This is a genomic window from Pelomonas sp. Root405 (assembly GCF_001425165.1).
In the GTDB taxonomy this organism is placed as follows: Bacteria; Pseudomonadota; Gammaproteobacteria; order Burkholderiales; family Burkholderiaceae_C; genus Pelomonas.
Map to the genome: position 1 here is coordinate 150,343 of NZ_LMDU01000014.1, position 15,416 is coordinate 165,758.

Genomic DNA, 15,416 nt, shown 5'->3' on the forward strand with positions numbered 1-15,416 from the left:
TCAGTTGATGGTCGCGCCGGACGGAGCGACTTCTGGATACGACAGGGAAGGGCGGTAGGACCCATCGACCTGATTGTGGAAGTCGTACTCGTAGAGCGTTAGCGGCTTCATCATGGGTGCCTGGCGACCGAGGTAGAACGTGAAGGCGTTTGGGGCGGAGATGAACAAGTGGACACGCTCACGGCGCGCCGCCGGGCTCGCTTCACGGTCCTGCTTGAGCTTCTCGGCCAACGCTTCGGCGAGGGCGTTGGCGTGAGCACCTGACGACACCGCCTGGGCCGAGGGTCCGCAAGCGGGCTTGGCAATCAGCAAGCGGCGAACCTTGACTTGGCTTTCCTGAAGGTACTGCTTCACGGCGCCGGTCGTGTCCCTCGTGACGCTGATGGCGCACGCGGTGCCTGAAGCGCTTGCGTCAACATCTTCCTCGTCGAAGACCCAGCCAGGTGTGTCCGCGGCCAGTGGCTGGTCGTCTTGCGACCAAATCTTTAAAACGGGCGTCCGTTGCTCCAGCTCGACCAAGCGTCCCGACTTCGTGTCCAAAATGGCGCCTGCGGCGAACGCCAGCGTGGCGTGAGTTTCGAGGGCCAGGCGGATTCGTCCGTCGGGGGCCGGCACACGAAGCAGGAAGCCAGTCAGACTCGGCAGCAGCCTATCTCGCCAAGCAGCGGTATCGCGGATAGCGCGCTCGTCGAACTCGCGAACCAAGTTCAGCACATCCACACAGCGGTTTTCAAGCCGGTCTAGCGGGTGCTCGAACGCCTTGACGCCAAACACCTTGGGCACATCCCTTGGTTTCGCTGCGAGCAACCCCTCCTGCGCGCACTTCTCCTTGAAGTCCTTTCGGTCGAAGACCATGCGTCGCTGGCCCACCCACTCGAAGATGTTCCCGTCGTAGATGGTCGTGCTCGCGTTCGCCGCGGGCCTCACCAGACCGTTCACACGGCACGCGTCGTCGAGAGCCGTGCGAAGTGTGTCCAGAGAGTCGCGCGACGAGTTGAACCCCATGCGAAGGCACAGAGCCCTGAGTTCATCGTCATCAATTCCCAGGTGGTCCCGCCAAGCCTTGCGCACCTTGCCGGTGGCGCTCTTGGCAGTCTTGCCAGAGAAAAGCACGTCGACATCCAGGTTGAGCGCCTTCATGCGCAGCAGTGGAAAGAGAGGGTCTTGCTCGCTGGCGAAATGGTTGGTCACAAGGACCAGGCGTGAGGCCAGCCCGTCGGTCGTGTCGGCGCGATAGGCGCCCAGCGCGCGCTGTAGCAGCGAGGTTGACGTGGCGTTGATGTACTCGGGTCGCGTCAGGTCCTCGTGCGTGAACGTCCCGGGCGTGGCGTGCCACTTGCATTGCATGCGCTCGACCATCAGCGGGTTACCGCGAGGGTCTTGGGGCGCGCGCGCCGGGTCGTATTCGACCCAGATGTCGTCAAAGCCCTTAAGCCCAGATTCGAAGCCGACGCGCACGATGTTTCCCTCGTCATCGAGAAGGCGAGCGGCGTGCAGCCAAAACAGCCTGGCTTGAAAGACGTCGCCATCTCGACGCGCAACAACTGACAGGGCCATGACGTCACTCAGCTCAAGGGGAACATTGGACCGAACAGGTCGCGCCAAGCCTTGAGCGCATCACCAGTTCGCCCTTGACGCACTAGATTGATGGCCCGGTCGGCCTCGCTTGCGGCTTGACGCAGCGCTTGCTGCGCTCTGGTCACACGCGCGGCGTTCATGGAGTTGCTGATGGGCGGGCCCAGGCCTGCAGGGTCAGCCCACACCTCGCCAATGCGGGTGGCCATGGTTGCGAAGAAACTTTGAATTTCCCGGTCGAATTGACCACCCCAGCCGCCATACAAGCACTGCAGGGCCATCACCTCGATGAGGAAGGACGGCTTGATGGGCTTCTCGCCGTGCTTCTTGTTGTTGTTCCAGTACTTGACCATGCGCACCAAGCCCTTCCATTCGTTGCCATAGTTCTGGTGCGCCTTGGTGGCCTTCTCAGCATGGGTTTCGGGGTTGGTCTTTATCCACTTGCCGCTGTCGTCGTCGGGAATCTCATAGTCGTTGCCGCAGGGAAAGGCGGGCACGACGTCGACGCTCAGAATCTTGTAGTCAGTCTTGTCCTCTTCCTTGACGTCGACGCCGAAATCGACATTGATGGAGCGGCTCTGACGGCGGACCGCCTTCTCGCCGTACTCTTCCAACAGCGCGGCTTGGTAGTCGTCGAGCACCACGCCGGCGCTCTTGCCGCGGTAGTGTTTTTCGGTCTCCGCCATCACGAAGAAGATGTCGATGTCCTTGAGAGGCTTCGTCTTTGTGTATCGAGCGTAGGAGCCCGTCAGGAAATCGCGGTCGATGGCGAACTTGCTGCGGATGAAGTTCCGAACCTCGGTGTGGCGCTCGGAAGCGTTCTTCTGTTCCTTGGCATTGAGCTCAAGGCGGCTCTTGAACTTGCGGAAGGCCTCGTCGATGGTGAGCATCAGAGCTTCCTCCAGTAGGTGGTGTTGGCGCCGAGCCCGTTGTGCTCTATGGTGGTGCCGAGGCTCTGTTGCACCATCCCAGCGGTCGAGCGGAGGGTGCAGGAGCTCCAGCCAGTAACGTCTGGGCGACCTTGCTTGTAGCTTGCGACAACGCGGTAGCTGGCCTGCGAAGGCATGAGGCCGGCCTTGCGGATGGCGTACTTCAGCTGCTCGGTATCGGTCCAAAAGGTCCCAGCCGAGATGTCCCAGCTGTACGAGATGGCGACGTCCCAGCGCGTGATGAGCGCATCGGTCCTGGGGTCGTAAATCTCCAGCTTCACGGCCTCAAGGTGCCTGGACTCAATCCAGGTGCTGATACCTCGCAGCAGGACTTCCCAGTCACCGACAAGCTTGGAGGGGTCCAGGCCGCTGTGTCGGATGATGTCTTTGAGGCTTTTTAGGATGTTGTCGGCGACATATACGACCGACTGGGTGTAGGAGTAGACGGCGACTGCACTCATGATTTCAGGAACTTGTCCACGTTCAAGGTGAGACCGCCACTTGCCGCTGATTTGCCGGCTTCCGCTTCCTCACCAAGTATCTGAGTCATGTCGCGGGCGGTGATGCGAATGCTCTTTGCCTTCAGAGCTCGTTGAATCCACTCAAGGTCCTCTTCAGGGCAGGGGAGTGAAATGACCCAATGCCCCTTCAAGGGGTCGTAGCCCAGGTCGTCTTCCTTGGCATCGCCGCCCTCGATGGCGGCGTCGTCGTAGATGCAGTACACACGCGTCCGCGGCCCTTCGCAGGTGACTAGGATGGCGGCGTCCCCGGGGCCTCGTTCGGCGATGACGGAGCTGGCGATACCCGCAACCGACAGCAGTTCTTTCCTGGCGTCGCTGTCCTTGCCTTGTGTGAGAAGGTCAACGATGAAGGCCCAGGTGTCGCTGGTATTGCGATGCGGTGAGCTGCGGACGACTCGGCTTGCGACCGTGGTCATGACTTGGCCCCTTTGACACGAGTCGCTTTGGCGGACTTCGCAGCGCTCACGAGGTCTGCCAAGGTCAGCTGGTTGGGGTCCACCGCGACCTGCTTTCGCAAGGCGAGGGCGCTGCCGACGACCTTGCGAATGGCGCGGCCGTCAAGTCCTTGAACCTCATGCACAAGCGTGTCGAAACCGGCTGCCGTCGGCAGCGCGGTGATGGCCTTGAAGATGCCGCCAAGCTCGACGAGGCAGCACGTCAGGATTTGCTGGCAGGCCTGCGCGTTTGGCCGCGGTATCTCGAGGACCAGGTCGCAGCGAGACGTGAAGGCCTCGTCGACGGCTTGCGGGAAGTTCGAGGTCGCCACGAACAGGAGGTTGTTGTGCTCCTCAGCCAGCATGTCCAGTTGCACGAGCACGGCATCAGTGGCTCGGTGCACGTCGACCGGATTCGCCTGCAGGCTTAGCTTGCCGCGGTCCGCGGCGAGAGTCTCGACCTCGTCCAGCAGCACAATGGTCGGTCCTGCCATAGCCGACTCGGCGATGGTCTGCCCGAAGAGGGTGGTGACGGCCTTCTGAGTGTTGCCCATCATGGCGCTGCCGAGCGCGTGGGGGTCGACCTCAAGCAGGCGGAAAGCAGTGCTGTCGAAGACCTCGGCCGCCTTGTGCGCCAAGCCGCGGGCCAACGAGGTCTTCCCGGTTCCTGGCTCGCCGACCAAGAGGATGGTGCCGTGCAGCGGTAGCACAGTCCGCGGCACCTTCTGGCGGACCGTGAAGTTAATGATGGCCTGGCCAATCAACTGGTCCTTGACGCCCTGGTCCAGGACGATGGAATCCCACAACTCACCCAGCTCCTGGGAGGGAAGCTTGATGAGGCGATGGATGCCCTTGGGAAGCTCTTCATGCGATGCCATCCAACGCTCCTTGCGTGTCCAAATACACACCAGTCCCATTGGCACTCAATCTAGCAGAGTGCTAACAAAAACTATAGATGGTGTGTGGCGCTGACGCGCCACGCTATCGGTAGGGCCAGTATAAAAACACAAGCTGGTTTTGTATACAGATAGCAGCAACGAAACTCGAGCACTACCTGAACCCCAGCAATACTGATTGATTGGTGGCTCGCTGGATGAGCCACCCATGGTGCCAGCCCATTTGCGGCCCATCCATTGGAGGCTCAGTACGTGGACCACTCGCGCCGTAGTCTGTTGCTGCCTAACGACTCAAGCACCTGCAAGTGGGAGGCAAGAGCAACGGATAGGGCTGACCGCACTCAGCTCGCGACGCAAGCGTGGTACACATCTGGTAACACCGACAAGATGCCGCGCACCTCACTAGCTGCGGCGTCAAGATTCAGGGAGACAGGCGCATGTGGCAGGACATTGAGGCCGAAGTTGACTTGCTCAACTTCGGTGTGGTCGCACGAGCGGCCGCTGGGCTAATACGCGCGGCTAAAGGCGCGCCGCTGACCATCGGTATCTCGGGCGGTTGGGGGGCGGGTAAGTCGACGTTGGTCAAGCTCATTGGCGCTGAACTGGTCGCGAAGCCAGGCGAGGACCAAGGCGCCGCCCTTGTTCTCCTGAATTTCAATGCATGGCTCTATCAAGGCTACGAGGACGCACGGCACGCGTTGTTGGACGTCGTGACCGACCGTCTGCTCGAACAGGTGAAGTCGGATGAGACGCTGCTCCAGAAGGTGAAGGCGTTCGCAAAGCGCATCAAAGTACTGAAGGCAGTTCGTTTCTTCGCACCCGTGGCGTCTCACGTCGCAGCCGGCACGGCGCTGGGCGGCCCAGTCGGTGCGCTGGTTGGAGCGGTATCCGGCCTCGTGACTGCGACCGGTGAACTGGCTGACCGCCAAGAGCAATTCAAGGCGGTTCAGTCCGCCTATTCCGAGCTTGAGCCCGAACTGAAAGAGCTTGTTGATGCAAAGAAAGAGCGGTCGTTGCCCAAGGAGATTCAGGGTCTTCGCGATGCCTTCGAGGAGCTGCTGAAGGAGCTGGATGTCACCTTAGTAGTGCTGGTCGATGACCTAGACCGCTGCTTGCCGAACACCGCCATCTCGACGCTCGAAGCAATGCGGCTGCTCCTTCATGTCAAGCGGACGGCGTTCATCATCGCCGCCGACGAGAACATGATTAGGGGCGCAGTGAAGGCTCATTTCAAGGGCGTCGAAATCGAGGAAGGACAGGTCACAAGTTATTTCGACAAACTGATTCAGGTGCCGTTGAGCGTCCCACGGTTGGGCGTGAACGAGGTGAAGGCCTACCTCGTCTTGCTGTTTGCGGACTTGGCTGAGCGCACGGGCAGCATTGACCATAAGACGCACTTTCAGGGTCGGAAAGTTATCCTCGATAAGCTCAAGAAGTCCTGGGAAGGCGGCTTCGATAGCGAGCTGTTCACCAAGGCGTTTGGCGATGTGGCACACCTGATTGCGGCGGAGCTGGACATCGCAGACCAATTAGCGCCCCTATTGGTCGCGTCTGAGGAGATTGGCGGCAATCCGCGGCTCATCAAGCGCTTCATGAACAACTTGATGCTCCGACGGACCATAGCAGCCGACATGGACCTGACGCTTCCCTTCGCGGAGTTGGTGAAGGTTCAGCTGCTGGAGCGCTGTGCGACTGCCGTGGCGTTCGAGTTTTTGGCGAAGGCGGTTGCTTCGAGCCAGGACGGCAAAGCCGTTTTCTTCAAGGCGGTCGAAGAGTCCGGAGTCAAGGGCGAAGCATATGTGGCGCCTGACCCGTCGTGGGAGGGCAGTTTCTATGAGCAGTGGGTCGGGCTCAGCCCGCAATTAGCCGACGTCGACCTCCGGCCGGTGTTACACCTGAGCAGAGACAGGGCTCTGGGGCTGGCCTCCTACGACGAGCTGTCGACGCAGGCGAAAAAAGTCCTTGCGGCAGCGGCCACAGTCGATGGCGAATCGCATGCACTCGTCGCTCAGCTAAGGGCGCTTGGCGAGATGGAAGCTGCGAAGTTGCTGAAGCGACTCATCCGGCAGGCGAGGGCGGAGCAGTGGTCGGACTCAAGCATTAGAAGGTGCTTCAACTGCCCGGCCGCGTTCGACCAGCTAGGCGTCCAGTTGGCTGCCGGCTTGGCCGAAATTCCAGTGCCCAAAGTGACAACGGTCATCTTGCCGCTGCTCGCGGAGAAGAGCTGGGCTGCGCAGTTGCTTGCCAAGTGGGCAGCCGACACGACTGCATCGCCGTCGGTTAAGGGCTATTTCAGGGCCAAGAGCAAGAAGAAGTGAGCTGACGATGGGAACCTCTACATCCAGCAGCGGGCCAGGCAGCGGCAATCCGCTCGACCCTCCTTGGCTCGATGACGTCGCCTCTGGCGTCGGGTCGGGAAGCGGTGTGCCAATCGGTGACCCCGGTGTGCCGCCGCGTGATGGGCCCACCGGCAACGCAGCTCCTGCTCGGTATCGCGAGGCAAGGACGCAGCTTCGAAAGTTCATCAACACGGGTGACCGCGCAAGCCTGGGCAGAGCCCTCGGTCACTACTCGCGCTCGGGCAGCGGGGGCGCAGGCGCCGCGGCGTCTAGGATGCGCGCTTCGACGAAGGCCGGCGCAGAACTTTTCTCGTTGTTGTCCGCCGCCGCGACCAGAAGCTCGGCAGAGGCTCGGGCTTGGGTCGACGATTTGCGCAACTCAGGCGCGACGGCCGACGACGTCGTCAACGCGATAGTCAAAGAGCTCGCGCCGCCCGGCGGGAGCGCGGACGAGGAGTCGTTGCGCGACGCCATGGCAGCGGCCCTATCGGACTTGCTGGTGCAAGAGCCCAACCTGGACCTGCTGAGCCTTGGACAGGATGACATCTGGTCATTGATGAGCTTGTTCCTCGCCATCGAGGTGACGAATCGGGTGTGCTTCGATATTGGCCAGTCGCTTGAAAGCTCGCAGGTCGAACCTGCCATTGCTGTCCAAAGGGAACAGGAGATGCGGGGCTTTATCCGCAGCGAGGTCAGAACCGCGGTCAGGGCGTTGAGGACAACTACTGCTAATCCCACGCGCGCTGAGCTGGACGACCTGATGCAGGTCGCAGTGAAAACGACTTTCGAAGTCTTTGAGGGCCTCCTATGAGCACGGTCATCTGCGCCCACAAGGACCGGCTGCCGGACGATTTGCTGCCTGGGATTAACTACTTCTCGATGTACCGCCACGAGCGAGTTGACATCAGCACCGTTGGCACTGGACTGCTTCGCGACATCGGCCGCGCGCGCATGAGCCCCAGCACACGTGCGTGGGACTTTTTGACGTTCGCTCTGGCCGTCAATGCGGCAGACCTGGCGGTTGGTAGAGCTCGCACTGCAGACGGTTGGACCAGGTCGATTCAGTTGGAAGTAGCGCTGCATGACCCGGCACCGTTCCAGCCGATGAGAGCCCAGATTGCAGAGGCCCTGCGCTTCCTGACCGGCGACTTCTGGCAGCTTCGGTTTGTTGACGGAGGCGAGCCGCCACCTAGGTCGACCAATGTCCAGCGATTCGACGCCGACTGCGTTAGCCTACTTTCGGGCGGCCTGGATAGTCTGGTTGGCGCGATTGACCTGACTGCGCATGGCCGACGACCGCTCTTCGTGTCGCAGATGGCAAAAGGCGACTCTGACACCCAACGGCTCTATGCTCGACGCGTTGGCGGTGCTGACCGGCACCTTCAGTGGAATCACAACGTGCGCGTGACTCATGAGACTGAGAGGTCAACGCGCGGTCGGTCAATAGTGTTCTTCGCATTCGCCGCCATCGCCGCCGATGCCCTGCATCAGCAAACGCAGGGCCGGGTCGAGGTCTACGTTCCTGAGAATGGCCTCATCAGTTTGAACGTGCCGCTCAACGCGGGGCGCGTGGGGAGCCTCAGCACAAAGACCACCCATCCGGTGTTCATGATGCGCCTTCAGGCAATCTGGGACGAGCTGGATATTCCCGGCGCCTTGCTTCGCCCGTACGCCTATATGACCAAGGGCGAGATGCTGGATAGATGCGAGGACCCGGACCTTCTTTCCGAGCTGGCGGGGCAGTCCACCAGCTGCGGTAGGTTTGGGTACTACGGCTACACTCATTGCGGTCGATGCGTGCCTTGTATGGTGCGCAGAGCGTCCTTCAAGAGGGCTAGGCTGACCGACGACACGCGCGACTACGTGTTCGACGATTTGAGCATCGCCGGCCCTGCAAAAGGAGCCAACGATGTTGGAGCTGTGGCCAGGGCCGTGCTCAAAATCGAAGCTTCTGGGGCGCCGGCGTTCACCGCGGGCCAGTTCTCATTTGCCGACCCTATTGAGCGAAGAAAGTTCGAAGCGGTCGTGCAGCGCGGATTTGAAGAACTCGGCGCACTACTCCGTGACCACAATGTCTTGTGATTGATTTCCACTGCCACGTCGACCTCTATCCGGACGGCCTCGAGGTCGCGCGTCAGGCAAATCGTCGCAACGAGTTCACTCTGGTCGTCACCACGAGCCCGCGGGCCTTCCATGCGACCTCGCGTGTCTTCAGCGAATTCAGGCGGCTGACCATTGGGTTGGGCCTGCACCCAGAGGTCGCGCAGGCAAAAGCCGGTGAGCTTGATGCGCTGATTGCAGGTATTGAGCGTGCACGGTTTGTCGGTGAAATCGGCTTGGACGGCTCCGCTCCCCATCGGGGCTCGTTGGAGGTCCAGGAACGCGTGTTCAAAGCAGCGCTTGCCGAGTGCCAGCGCAAAGGGGGAAGGGTGCTTAGCATCCATTCCCGTGGTGCGGAGGCTCGTGTCGTTGAACTGTTGGCGCTTGCCGGCGATGTGGGGACCCCGGTGCTGCACTGGTTCTCCGGTGGGATGGCCACCCTTGAGGTCGCAGTTCGAGCCGGTTGTTGGTTCAGTGTCGGCCCGGCAATGTTGGCCGGAGGAAAAGGCCGCTCGCTGGCGAGCCGGATGCCCATAGACCGCGTCCTGCCGGAAACCGACGGGCCATTTGCGAAGGTGCGGGGTGCGCCTTTGATGCCCTGGCAAGCGATGGATGTCAGCTCGGTACTCGCTGAGCTCTGGCAGGTGGGGCCCGAGGAAGCTCAAGACCAGTTGCGAGCGAATCTTCTAAGCCTGTTGGGGAGCGGGTTCAAGGGCGTGGGGTAGTGCTCGGGGGCTTGCCAGGTCAGCGGCGGTCGATTGAAATCTGTCCATGGAAGGCACGCTCTCGCTCATCCCACTCGACAAGTTGACCGCCCCGGGCGGGAAGCCACTGGGCGACCTGGATGACCTAGTTCAGGCGGTGCTGAAGGCGTTACCGACCACGAAGCCGTGGCAGAGGCAGCTTCGCGACTACCTCCGTGCGGCGGACCGCCAGATTCAGGTGCTTCGCCTGACGCTGTCCTTGAGGCGGTCGAGGGAAGAAGTCGTTGAAGCCGAAGAAGCCTTGCTGCGGTCGTTACGAGCCGCGCAGGGGTACGTGAACGGGGGCAGGGCGGACATGGGTACTCGGACCGCGGTGCTGCTGGCTTCTGAGCTGATGCAGAAGGTCGCTCGGGAGCTAGAGCAGTAGCTCGGCCGAGCACGTCGGGAGAAGAGCCGATGGCCATATGGCAGTTCGATGTCGTGGTGACTGACCAAGAGGGGCAACGGTCTTTGCCCGAAGCCGTCCGGATGCGCGCAGAGTCGTTTCTTGTCGGGTTGATGCCAGCAAGCATAGAAGGCACAGGCTGGACAATGTTTGGGTCCGACGAGGGCAACCGTATCGACATCAACTTCGACGGCAGGGGATGCGAAATAGGAGTGCGCATCGACGCCCGGTCAGAGGCTCACGATTTCATCTCGTTGGTCTGCCTAATGGTTGCAACGCTGGACTGTGCGCTGTTCTCTGACGAGTTTGGCGAGCCAATTCCTTCAGACGTGAGTTCACTTAAGGAAGCGCTGCAACGGTCTGCGGCGTGGCAGTTTGCGCTTGGAACGATACCGTAGCCAGCTAGTACTTCACTTCGACTTTGAATCGACTAAGTCGAAGCGGGAGACATCCGTCCCTGAACTTCGCGGTCAGTGTCAAAGTACAAGCACTTGAGGCCTAGTGTTTATATTGCGACGACTCCCTTAATGTGCGGATGGGGGTCGTATTGCGTCAGCTCAAAATCTTCGGGCATATATCCGTCGATAGTGCTTGGCCGACGAAGAATCTGCATTTTAGGCAGCGGCCGCGGCTCGCGTGTCATTTGCAGATTAACCTGTTCGAAATGATTGCTGTAAATATGGACATCTCCACCCGTCCATACGAAATCTCCCGGCTCTAAATCACATTGCTGTGCGAGGATAAGCTGGAGTAGGGCGTAGCTTGCGATATTGAAGGGAACTCCCAAGAAGACATCGCAGGAACGCTGATAGAGCTGCAAATGCAGTTTGCCGCCCATGACAGCCGTTTGCACCAAGCAGTGGCAGGGTGCGAGCTTCATGTACTTCAGCTCTCCGGGATTCCAGGCCGTGACCAGCTGACGCCGGGAATTTGGGTCTTTCTTAATGAGAGTGATGAGTTCTGCGATTTGGTCGATGTGCCTGCCATCTGCAGCCTGCCAATCTCGCCACTGTTTTCCATAGACTGGACCCAGGTCACCATTTTCATCTGCCCACTCATCCCAAATGGATACGTTGTGTTCCTTGAGCCATTTGATATTGGTGTCGCCTCGAAGGAACCAAAGCAATTCGACGATGATGGACTTGAGGTGCAGCCTCTTCGTGGTCAGGGCCGGAAAGCCGTGTTGAAGGTTGAACCGCATTTGATGTCCAAACACTGCACGCGTGCCGGTGCCAGTCCGGTCTGGGCGGTCGACACCTTCGTTCATCACGTGGTGCAGGAGCTCTAGATATTGCTGCATTTGCTGAATGCCGTTTTTAGAAAGGCACGTGTAAATATGAGTTTTACTCCCGCCGCGAGCCCTTGTTGGGCGGCACTGGCCCGGCGGCTTCTGGCCTATCTTAGTGATTCGCTTGAAGCTTAGCCGTGTGCCCCGGGGCACTGGCAAATGCGGAAATGGCTTTGACGGGTGTTTCGCGCCGGCGGCCCCCTAGCGTGCGCCCGTGGCGCGTCGCGTCGCCTGGTGTACGGGTACACCTGCTCGCGGACCGTCCCCGCCCAGGAGAGAGCATCTTGTGTACCCTTCCCAAAGGCACAAAGACGTGGCAGGGCATCAGCGCCATCTTCGGCAGCTCGGCCACGTTCCAGGCGCTGACGATGATGCGGCGCGAATCGGGGTTGGTCTTGAGCGTCTTGACGACGTCGGCGATCTGGTCGATGTGGCCGCCATCGGGTGTGGGCCAGGAGCGCCACTGGACGCCGTAGACGGGGCCCAGGTCGCCGTCCTCACGCGCCCATTCGTTCCAGATCGTCACGCCGCGCTCCTGCAGCCACTTGACGTTGCTGTCGCCGCGCAGGAACCACAGCAGCTCCAGCACGATGGACTTCAGGTGCACTTTCTTGGTCGTCACCAGCGGAAAGCCGGCGGCCAGGTCGAAGCGCATCTGGTGGCCGAACACGCTGCGCGTGCCGGTGCCGGTGCGGTCGCTCTTTTGCACGCCGTGCTCGAACACATGGCGCATGAAATCTTCGTACTGCTGCGGAAGGCGGGGCGGGGTGCTCATGGGCCCGCATTGTCTACGCCGGGCCATGGGCGGCCCTGGCAAACCCGCTCCCACGTTTGCAGCTATGGAAATCCCGCGCTGTGGCGGCACGGTCACCCCGGCGTCATCCAGCCTGGCTAATCTTTTACGGCTTAGTCAAACACGTGGGGTTGCATGATGGGTCGTCGGGATTGGATGGCGATTTGGGTGGCCGTGGCCGCCCTGGCAGCGGCCCCGGCCGCGCTGGCGCAGACAGCGCTGAGCAAGGGCGTGGCCGTCACCGGCCTGGCGGGCGCGACGGGCAACACGCGCGACTTCACGCTGGTGGTGCCGGCCGGCGCCAGCCAGCTCAGCTTTGCGCTGAGCGGCGGCACGGGCGACGCCGACCTCTACGTGCGCCGCGGCGCGCAGGCGACCAGCAGCAGCAACGACTGCGCTTCCGAGAGCGGCACCAACGCCGAGAACTGCGCCTTTGCCAGCCCGACTGCCGCCACCTACCACGTGCGCGTGCAGGCCTACCGCGCCTACAGCGGCGCCAGCCTGGTGGGCAACTACAACACCAGCACCGGCACGCCGACCACGGTGACGCTGCAACCCGGCGTGCCCGTCAGCAACCAGGCGGCAGCAGCCGGCGCGTGGCTGCGCTATCGCATCGACGTGCCCGCGGGCGCCACCAACCTGACCGTGCGCACCAGCGGCGGCACCGGCGCGGTGGACCTGTATGTGCGTGCCGGTTCAGAGCCCAGCTCGTCGGCCTATGACTGCCGCCCGCTGGTCGTGGGCAACGAAGAGACCTGCACCTTCGCGCAGCCGCAGGCCGCCAGCTACTACGTCGGCCTGTACGGCTTCAAGGCCTTCGCCGGCGTCACGCTGACGGCGTCGTTCTCGCAGCCGCCGACCGGCGGCGCCACCTGGCCCGGGTTCAACACCTACTACGTCAACGCCATCGGCAAGACCGGCGTGGCGCTGCGCAGCGCGCTCAACACCGCGGCGGCGCACGGCCACGCGCGCATGAGCTACTCGGCGGTGTGGGATGCGCTGAAGTACACCGACGAAGACCCGGCCAACACCGCCAACGTCATCCTCATCTACACCGGCCGCTCGCAGGCCAAGACGTACAACGCTTCAGTCAACTCCAGCGACCAGGACGCCTGGAACCGCGAGCATGTCTGGGCCAAGAGCCACGGCTTCCCCGACGAAGGGCAATGGGGCTACACCGACATCCACCACCTGCGCCCCGCCGACGTGTCGGTCAACAGCACGCGCGGCAACAAGGACTTCGACTGGGGCGGCAGCGCCATCGGCGAGGCACCGGGCAACCTGACCGACGCCGACAGCTTCGAGCCCCGCGCCGCGGTCAAGGGCGACGTTGCCCGCATGATGTTCTACATGGCCATCCGCTACGAAGGCAACGACAGCACCGGCGTCGGCAACCTGGAACTGGCCGACAACGTGGGCACCAGCGGCAACCTGTTCGGCAAGCGCTGCACGCTCATCGCCTGGCACCGCGCCGACCCGGTCGGCGCCGACGAGATCCGCCGGCACGGCCGCATCGTCGAGCGGCAGGGGAACCGGAATCCGTTTGTGGACTATCCGGCGTGGGCGGAGGAGTTGTTCGGGGCGGGGTGCCCGTGAGCGTCGGGGCGGCGATCTGCCACTGCCCTGGGGCGGATCGTCAGGGCCCCGATTCAGTTTGAGCGGGTGGGCGGATCAACGTTGGTGCACTGGCCATCCTCAATCGCCTGCTCTGCAGCGAGCAGCGGTTCGGCTACTTGCTGGGGTTGTCAGGATTTTCCTTCGTGAGCTGGAAATCCGTGATGCGCCATTCGCCGCCTTTGCGAACGGCGACAAAGATATTTGCGCGCTGGATGTTGTCCATTGGTTTTCCATCGACGATTAGGTCGGTTCGCCAGTAGATCACCGCAATATCGGGACTCAGCCGGTGTACCAGCGGCGTCCCCTTCAATGCAGCATCGACGTTATTGGCCCACTGATTGCCGACGAGATCTCCGAGTCCAAAGCTGATGTCCTTGCCGCCGACAACAACAGGTATTTCCGCGTACGGCAGGAAATGTGCGTCGTCCGCAAAAATCGCAGCAAACCCTTTGCCAGTGGGGTCGTGAGAATTCCAGGCCTTGACGAAGGCTGCAGGCAACTGCTCAGGCGAGCCGACCTGCGCGGACCAGCAAAACGCGAGCGAAAAACATGCGGAGGCGATGGTTCTGGCGGAAACACGGATTATTTGAATCGAGTCCTAGCGCGAATAACGGCTGACACCGTGTTCTACGCCAGTGTGTCGTTTCACCATGACGCCGCGCATCCTCTTGTTTGACGAGGCATTTGGCTGTGCCATTTCTAAGCGAAGGCGCCGTGCCGTGTATCGAGCAAGAGTCCACCGGTACTCGGCCCACGATGCCGTCTCTGTTGCGGCAGTCATCAGCCTGAAGCCGCCGCGTGAGCGGCTGCAGTGGCTCAGCTGGTAGGCCCCGCTTCAGCCACCAACCCAAACTGCATCGCCGCCAACTTTGCATACAGCCCGCCGCGCGTGATCAGCTCGTCGTGCCTCCCGATGTCCACGATGCGCCCCGCATCCAGCACAACGATGCGGTCGGCCTTCTGGATGGTCGCCGGCCGGTGTGCGACGACGAGCGTGGTGCGGTGTTGCATCGCCGCTTCCAATGCCGCTTGAACGACGCGTTCGCTTTCGGCGTCCAGGGCGCTGGTGGCTTCCTCCAGCAGCAGCAGCGGCGGGTTCTTCAGCATGGCGCGGGCGATGCTGATGCGCTGGCGCTGGCCGCCTGACAGGCGCAGAGCTTGGCCACGAAGGCATAGCCCCGGCCCCTGACGTCTGAAGTCATGAGGCAAACAAGGCATCCAAGTCGCGCGACGCGTGCAGAACGCGAACGACATCGATTCCATCTTCTAGCGGCATGACGAACACAACGTACCGCCCCAGCGCAAAGCTGCGAAGACCGCGTGCCAGTTCGTCGCGACTGCGTCCCATCGTCGGCTGCGTCGCCCAAAGGGCTAGCTTCTCGTCCAAGACGTCGACCCACCGATCCGCGGCGTCGAAGCTGTCCTCGGCGATGTAATCCCAAATCTCCAGGATGTCGGCCGCCGCCAGCGGCCGTCGCGTGATGCGCGCCACTGCTAAGCCGTGGTCGACTTGCTGGACCGCCGAACGCGCGCGTTCTGTTTCAGGGAAGCCGCGTCCCACGGCTCGCTTTTGCCACTGTCCAGGCCCGCGCGCACGTCGCGGCGAAGTTCTTCCAGCTTGGCGTGTCGAAGGCGGTCTTGCTCATCCATCAGCCGCAGCGCCTCGCGCACGACCTCGCTGGCTGAGGAGTACATGCCCGAATCCACTTTCGCTCGCACCAGCTCTTCCAGCTGCGGCGTGAGGTTGACGTTCATGCCCATCCATCGCTCCTTGA

Annotated in this window: 16 protein-coding genes and 2 pseudogenes; 7 read left to right on the forward strand and 11 right to left on the reverse strand. The window is 61.8% G+C overall.

The genetic code is table 11. The annotated features are described in order from the left end of the window. Genes ASC81_RS18690 through ASC81_RS18710 form a run of 5 tightly spaced genes read right to left on the reverse strand, consistent with a single transcriptional unit; the run spans nucleotide 1 to nucleotide 4,337 of the window. The gene (locus ASC81_RS18690; RefSeq protein WP_056270368.1) at nucleotides 1–1,557 is read right to left on the reverse strand and encodes an SAVED domain-containing protein; all 1,557 of its coding nucleotides are present in this window, start codon (nucleotides 1,555–1,557) and stop codon (nucleotides 1–3) included. A gap of 8 nt (nucleotides 1,558–1,565) precedes the next feature. Continuing rightward, complete coding sequence (locus tag ASC81_RS18695; protein ID WP_056270372.1) at nucleotides 1,566–2,465, reverse strand: CBASS oligonucleotide cyclase; 900 nt, start codon at nucleotides 2,463–2,465, stop codon at nucleotides 1,566–1,568. Continuing rightward, nucleotides 2,465–2,965 carry a hypothetical protein gene (locus ASC81_RS18700; protein ID WP_056270375.1) on the reverse strand — a complete coding sequence of 167 codons (501 nt, stop codon included), beginning with the start codon at nucleotides 2,963–2,965 and terminating at the stop codon, nucleotides 2,465–2,467. Before ASC81_RS18700 ends, ASC81_RS18695 begins: the two co-directional genes overlap by 1 nt. After that, nucleotides 2,962–3,441, reverse strand: a complete 480-nt coding sequence (locus ASC81_RS18705; RefSeq protein ID WP_056270378.1) for a hypothetical protein — start codon at nucleotides 3,439–3,441, stop codon at nucleotides 2,962–2,964. The genes ASC81_RS18700 and ASC81_RS18705 overlap by 4 nt, the downstream gene beginning before the upstream one ends. Further along, the gene (locus tag ASC81_RS18710; RefSeq protein WP_056270381.1) at nucleotides 3,438–4,337 is read right to left on the reverse strand and encodes an AAA family ATPase; all 900 of its coding nucleotides are present in this window, start codon (nucleotides 4,335–4,337) and stop codon (nucleotides 3,438–3,440) included. The genes ASC81_RS18705 and ASC81_RS18710 overlap by 4 nt, the downstream gene beginning before the upstream one ends. A 455-nt stretch (nucleotides 4,338–4,792) precedes the next feature. Here ASC81_RS18710 and ASC81_RS18715 point away from each other — a divergent pair, with 455 nt between their 5' ends. From ASC81_RS18715 to ASC81_RS18740, 6 genes are read left to right on the forward strand one after another with little or no spacing between them, the layout of a single operon-like run. Next, nucleotides 4,793–6,673, forward strand: coding sequence for a P-loop NTPase fold protein (locus ASC81_RS18715; protein ID WP_056270384.1), 1,881 nt, complete (start codon nucleotides 4,793–4,795; stop codon nucleotides 6,671–6,673). Between the two features lie 7 nt (nucleotides 6,674–6,680). Further along, entirely contained in the window at nucleotides 6,681–7,505 is an 825-nt protein-coding gene (gene qatB, locus ASC81_RS18720; RefSeq protein ID WP_056270387.1) for a Qat anti-phage system associated protein QatB, read from the forward strand. After that, nucleotides 7,502–8,776, forward strand: a complete 1,275-nt coding sequence (gene qatC, locus ASC81_RS18725; protein WP_056270389.1) for a Qat anti-phage system QueC-like protein QatC — start codon at nucleotides 7,502–7,504, stop codon at nucleotides 8,774–8,776. Before qatB ends, qatC begins: the two co-directional genes overlap by 4 nt. Next, nucleotides 8,773–9,519: a Qat anti-phage system TatD family nuclease QatD gene (gene qatD / locus ASC81_RS18730; RefSeq protein ID WP_056270392.1), complete on the forward strand. Its 747-nt coding sequence runs from the start codon at nucleotides 8,773–8,775 to the stop codon at nucleotides 9,517–9,519. Before qatC ends, qatD begins: the two co-directional genes overlap by 4 nt. A 46-nt stretch (nucleotides 9,520–9,565) precedes the next feature. Continuing rightward, on the forward strand, nucleotides 9,566–9,925 hold the full coding sequence (locus tag ASC81_RS18735; protein ID WP_056270395.1) for a hypothetical protein: 360 nt from the start codon (nucleotides 9,566–9,568) through the stop codon (nucleotides 9,923–9,925). Nucleotides 9,926–9,954: 29 nt separating this feature from the next. Next, the gene (locus ASC81_RS18740; RefSeq protein WP_056270398.1) at nucleotides 9,955–10,341 is read left to right on the forward strand and encodes a hypothetical protein; all 387 of its coding nucleotides are present in this window, start codon (nucleotides 9,955–9,957) and stop codon (nucleotides 10,339–10,341) included. 107 nt (nucleotides 10,342–10,448) lie between these two features. Here ASC81_RS18740 and ASC81_RS18745 read toward each other — a convergent pair whose 3' ends face one another. Next, nucleotides 10,449–11,243, reverse strand: coding sequence for a thymidylate synthase (locus tag ASC81_RS18745; RefSeq protein WP_056270400.1), 795 nt, complete (start codon nucleotides 11,241–11,243; stop codon nucleotides 10,449–10,451). Nucleotides 11,244–11,538: 295 nt separating this feature from the next. After that, nucleotides 11,539–12,006, reverse strand: a pseudogene (gene thyA, locus ASC81_RS26670) (thymidylate synthase); the annotation flags it as partial. 174 nt (nucleotides 12,007–12,180) lie between these two features. On the opposite strand from thyA, the gene ASC81_RS18755 reads away from it, so the two are divergent. Then, complete coding sequence (locus ASC81_RS18755) at nucleotides 12,181–13,620, forward strand: endonuclease (protein ID WP_056270403.1); 1,440 nt, start codon at nucleotides 12,181–12,183, stop codon at nucleotides 13,618–13,620. A gap of 133 nt (nucleotides 13,621–13,753) precedes the next feature. Here the strand turns inward: ASC81_RS18755 and ASC81_RS27150 are convergent, their stop codons facing one another. The 4 genes and pseudogenes from ASC81_RS27150 to ASC81_RS18770 all read right to left on the reverse strand — a co-directional run bounded on the left by ASC81_RS27150 (nucleotide 13,754) and on the right by ASC81_RS18770 (nucleotide 15,402). Next, a complete protein-coding gene (locus ASC81_RS27150) occupies nucleotides 13,754–14,140 on the reverse strand; it encodes a hypothetical protein (protein WP_162245928.1) in 387 nt (128 codons plus the stop codon). A gap of 317 nt (nucleotides 14,141–14,457) precedes the next feature. After that, nucleotides 14,458–14,796 (reverse strand): annotated as a pseudogene (locus ASC81_RS18760) (ATP-binding cassette domain-containing protein); the annotation flags it as partial. A 43-nt stretch (nucleotides 14,797–14,839) separates the two neighbouring features. Then, nucleotides 14,840–15,133 carry a type II toxin-antitoxin system RelE/ParE family toxin gene (locus tag ASC81_RS18765; RefSeq protein ID WP_056270408.1) on the reverse strand — a complete coding sequence of 98 codons (294 nt, stop codon included), beginning with the start codon at nucleotides 15,131–15,133 and terminating at the stop codon, nucleotides 14,840–14,842. A 2-nt stretch (nucleotides 15,134–15,135) separates the two neighbouring features. Beyond that, nucleotides 15,136–15,402 (reverse strand): type II toxin-antitoxin system ParD family antitoxin, encoded by a 267-nt coding sequence (locus ASC81_RS18770; protein WP_056271752.1) that lies wholly within the window; start codon nucleotides 15,400–15,402, stop codon nucleotides 15,136–15,138. Nucleotides 15,403–15,416: the final 14 nt, after the last annotated feature.

What these genes read in the sequence shown, in the direction of transcription:
- qatB (WP_056270387.1), top strand. Translation starts at nt 6,681, where the DNA reads ATGGGAACCTCTACATCCAGCAGCGGGCCAGGCAGCGGCAATCCGCTC.
- ASC81_RS18755 (WP_056270403.1), top strand. Translation starts at nt 12,181, where the DNA reads ATGGCGATTTGGGTGGCCGTGGCCGCCCTGGCAGCGGCCCCGGCCGCG.
- qatC (WP_056270389.1), top strand. Translation starts at nt 7,502, where the DNA reads ATGAGCACGGTCATCTGCGCCCACAAGGACCGGCTGCCGGACGATTTG.
- ASC81_RS18695 (WP_056270372.1), bottom strand. Translation starts at nt 2,465, where the DNA reads ATGCTCACCATCGACGAGGCCTTCCGCAAGTTCAAGAGCCGCCTTGAG.
- ASC81_RS18740 (WP_056270398.1), top strand. Translation starts at nt 9,955, where the DNA reads ATGGCCATATGGCAGTTCGATGTCGTGGTGACTGACCAAGAGGGGCAA.
- ASC81_RS18745 (WP_056270400.1), bottom strand. Translation starts at nt 11,243, where the DNA reads ATGCAGCAATATCTAGAGCTCCTGCACCACGTGATGAACGAAGGTGTC.
- ASC81_RS18770 (WP_056271752.1), bottom strand. Translation starts at nt 15,402, where the DNA reads ATGGGCATGAACGTCAACCTCACGCCGCAGCTGGAAGAGCTGGTGCGA.
- ASC81_RS18705 (WP_056270378.1), bottom strand. Translation starts at nt 3,441, where the DNA reads ATGACCACGGTCGCAAGCCGAGTCGTCCGCAGCTCACCGCATCGCAAT.
- ASC81_RS18735 (WP_056270395.1), top strand. Translation starts at nt 9,566, where the DNA reads ATGGAAGGCACGCTCTCGCTCATCCCACTCGACAAGTTGACCGCCCCG.
- ASC81_RS18690 (WP_056270368.1), bottom strand. Translation starts at nt 1,557, where the DNA reads ATGGCCCTGTCAGTTGTTGCGCGTCGAGATGGCGACGTCTTTCAAGCC.
- ASC81_RS18700 (WP_056270375.1), bottom strand. Translation starts at nt 2,965, where the DNA reads ATGAGTGCAGTCGCCGTCTACTCCTACACCCAGTCGGTCGTATATGTC.
- ASC81_RS18710 (WP_056270381.1), bottom strand. Translation starts at nt 4,337, where the DNA reads ATGGCATCGCATGAAGAGCTTCCCAAGGGCATCCATCGCCTCATCAAG.
- ASC81_RS18715 (WP_056270384.1), top strand. Translation starts at nt 4,793, where the DNA reads ATGTGGCAGGACATTGAGGCCGAAGTTGACTTGCTCAACTTCGGTGTG.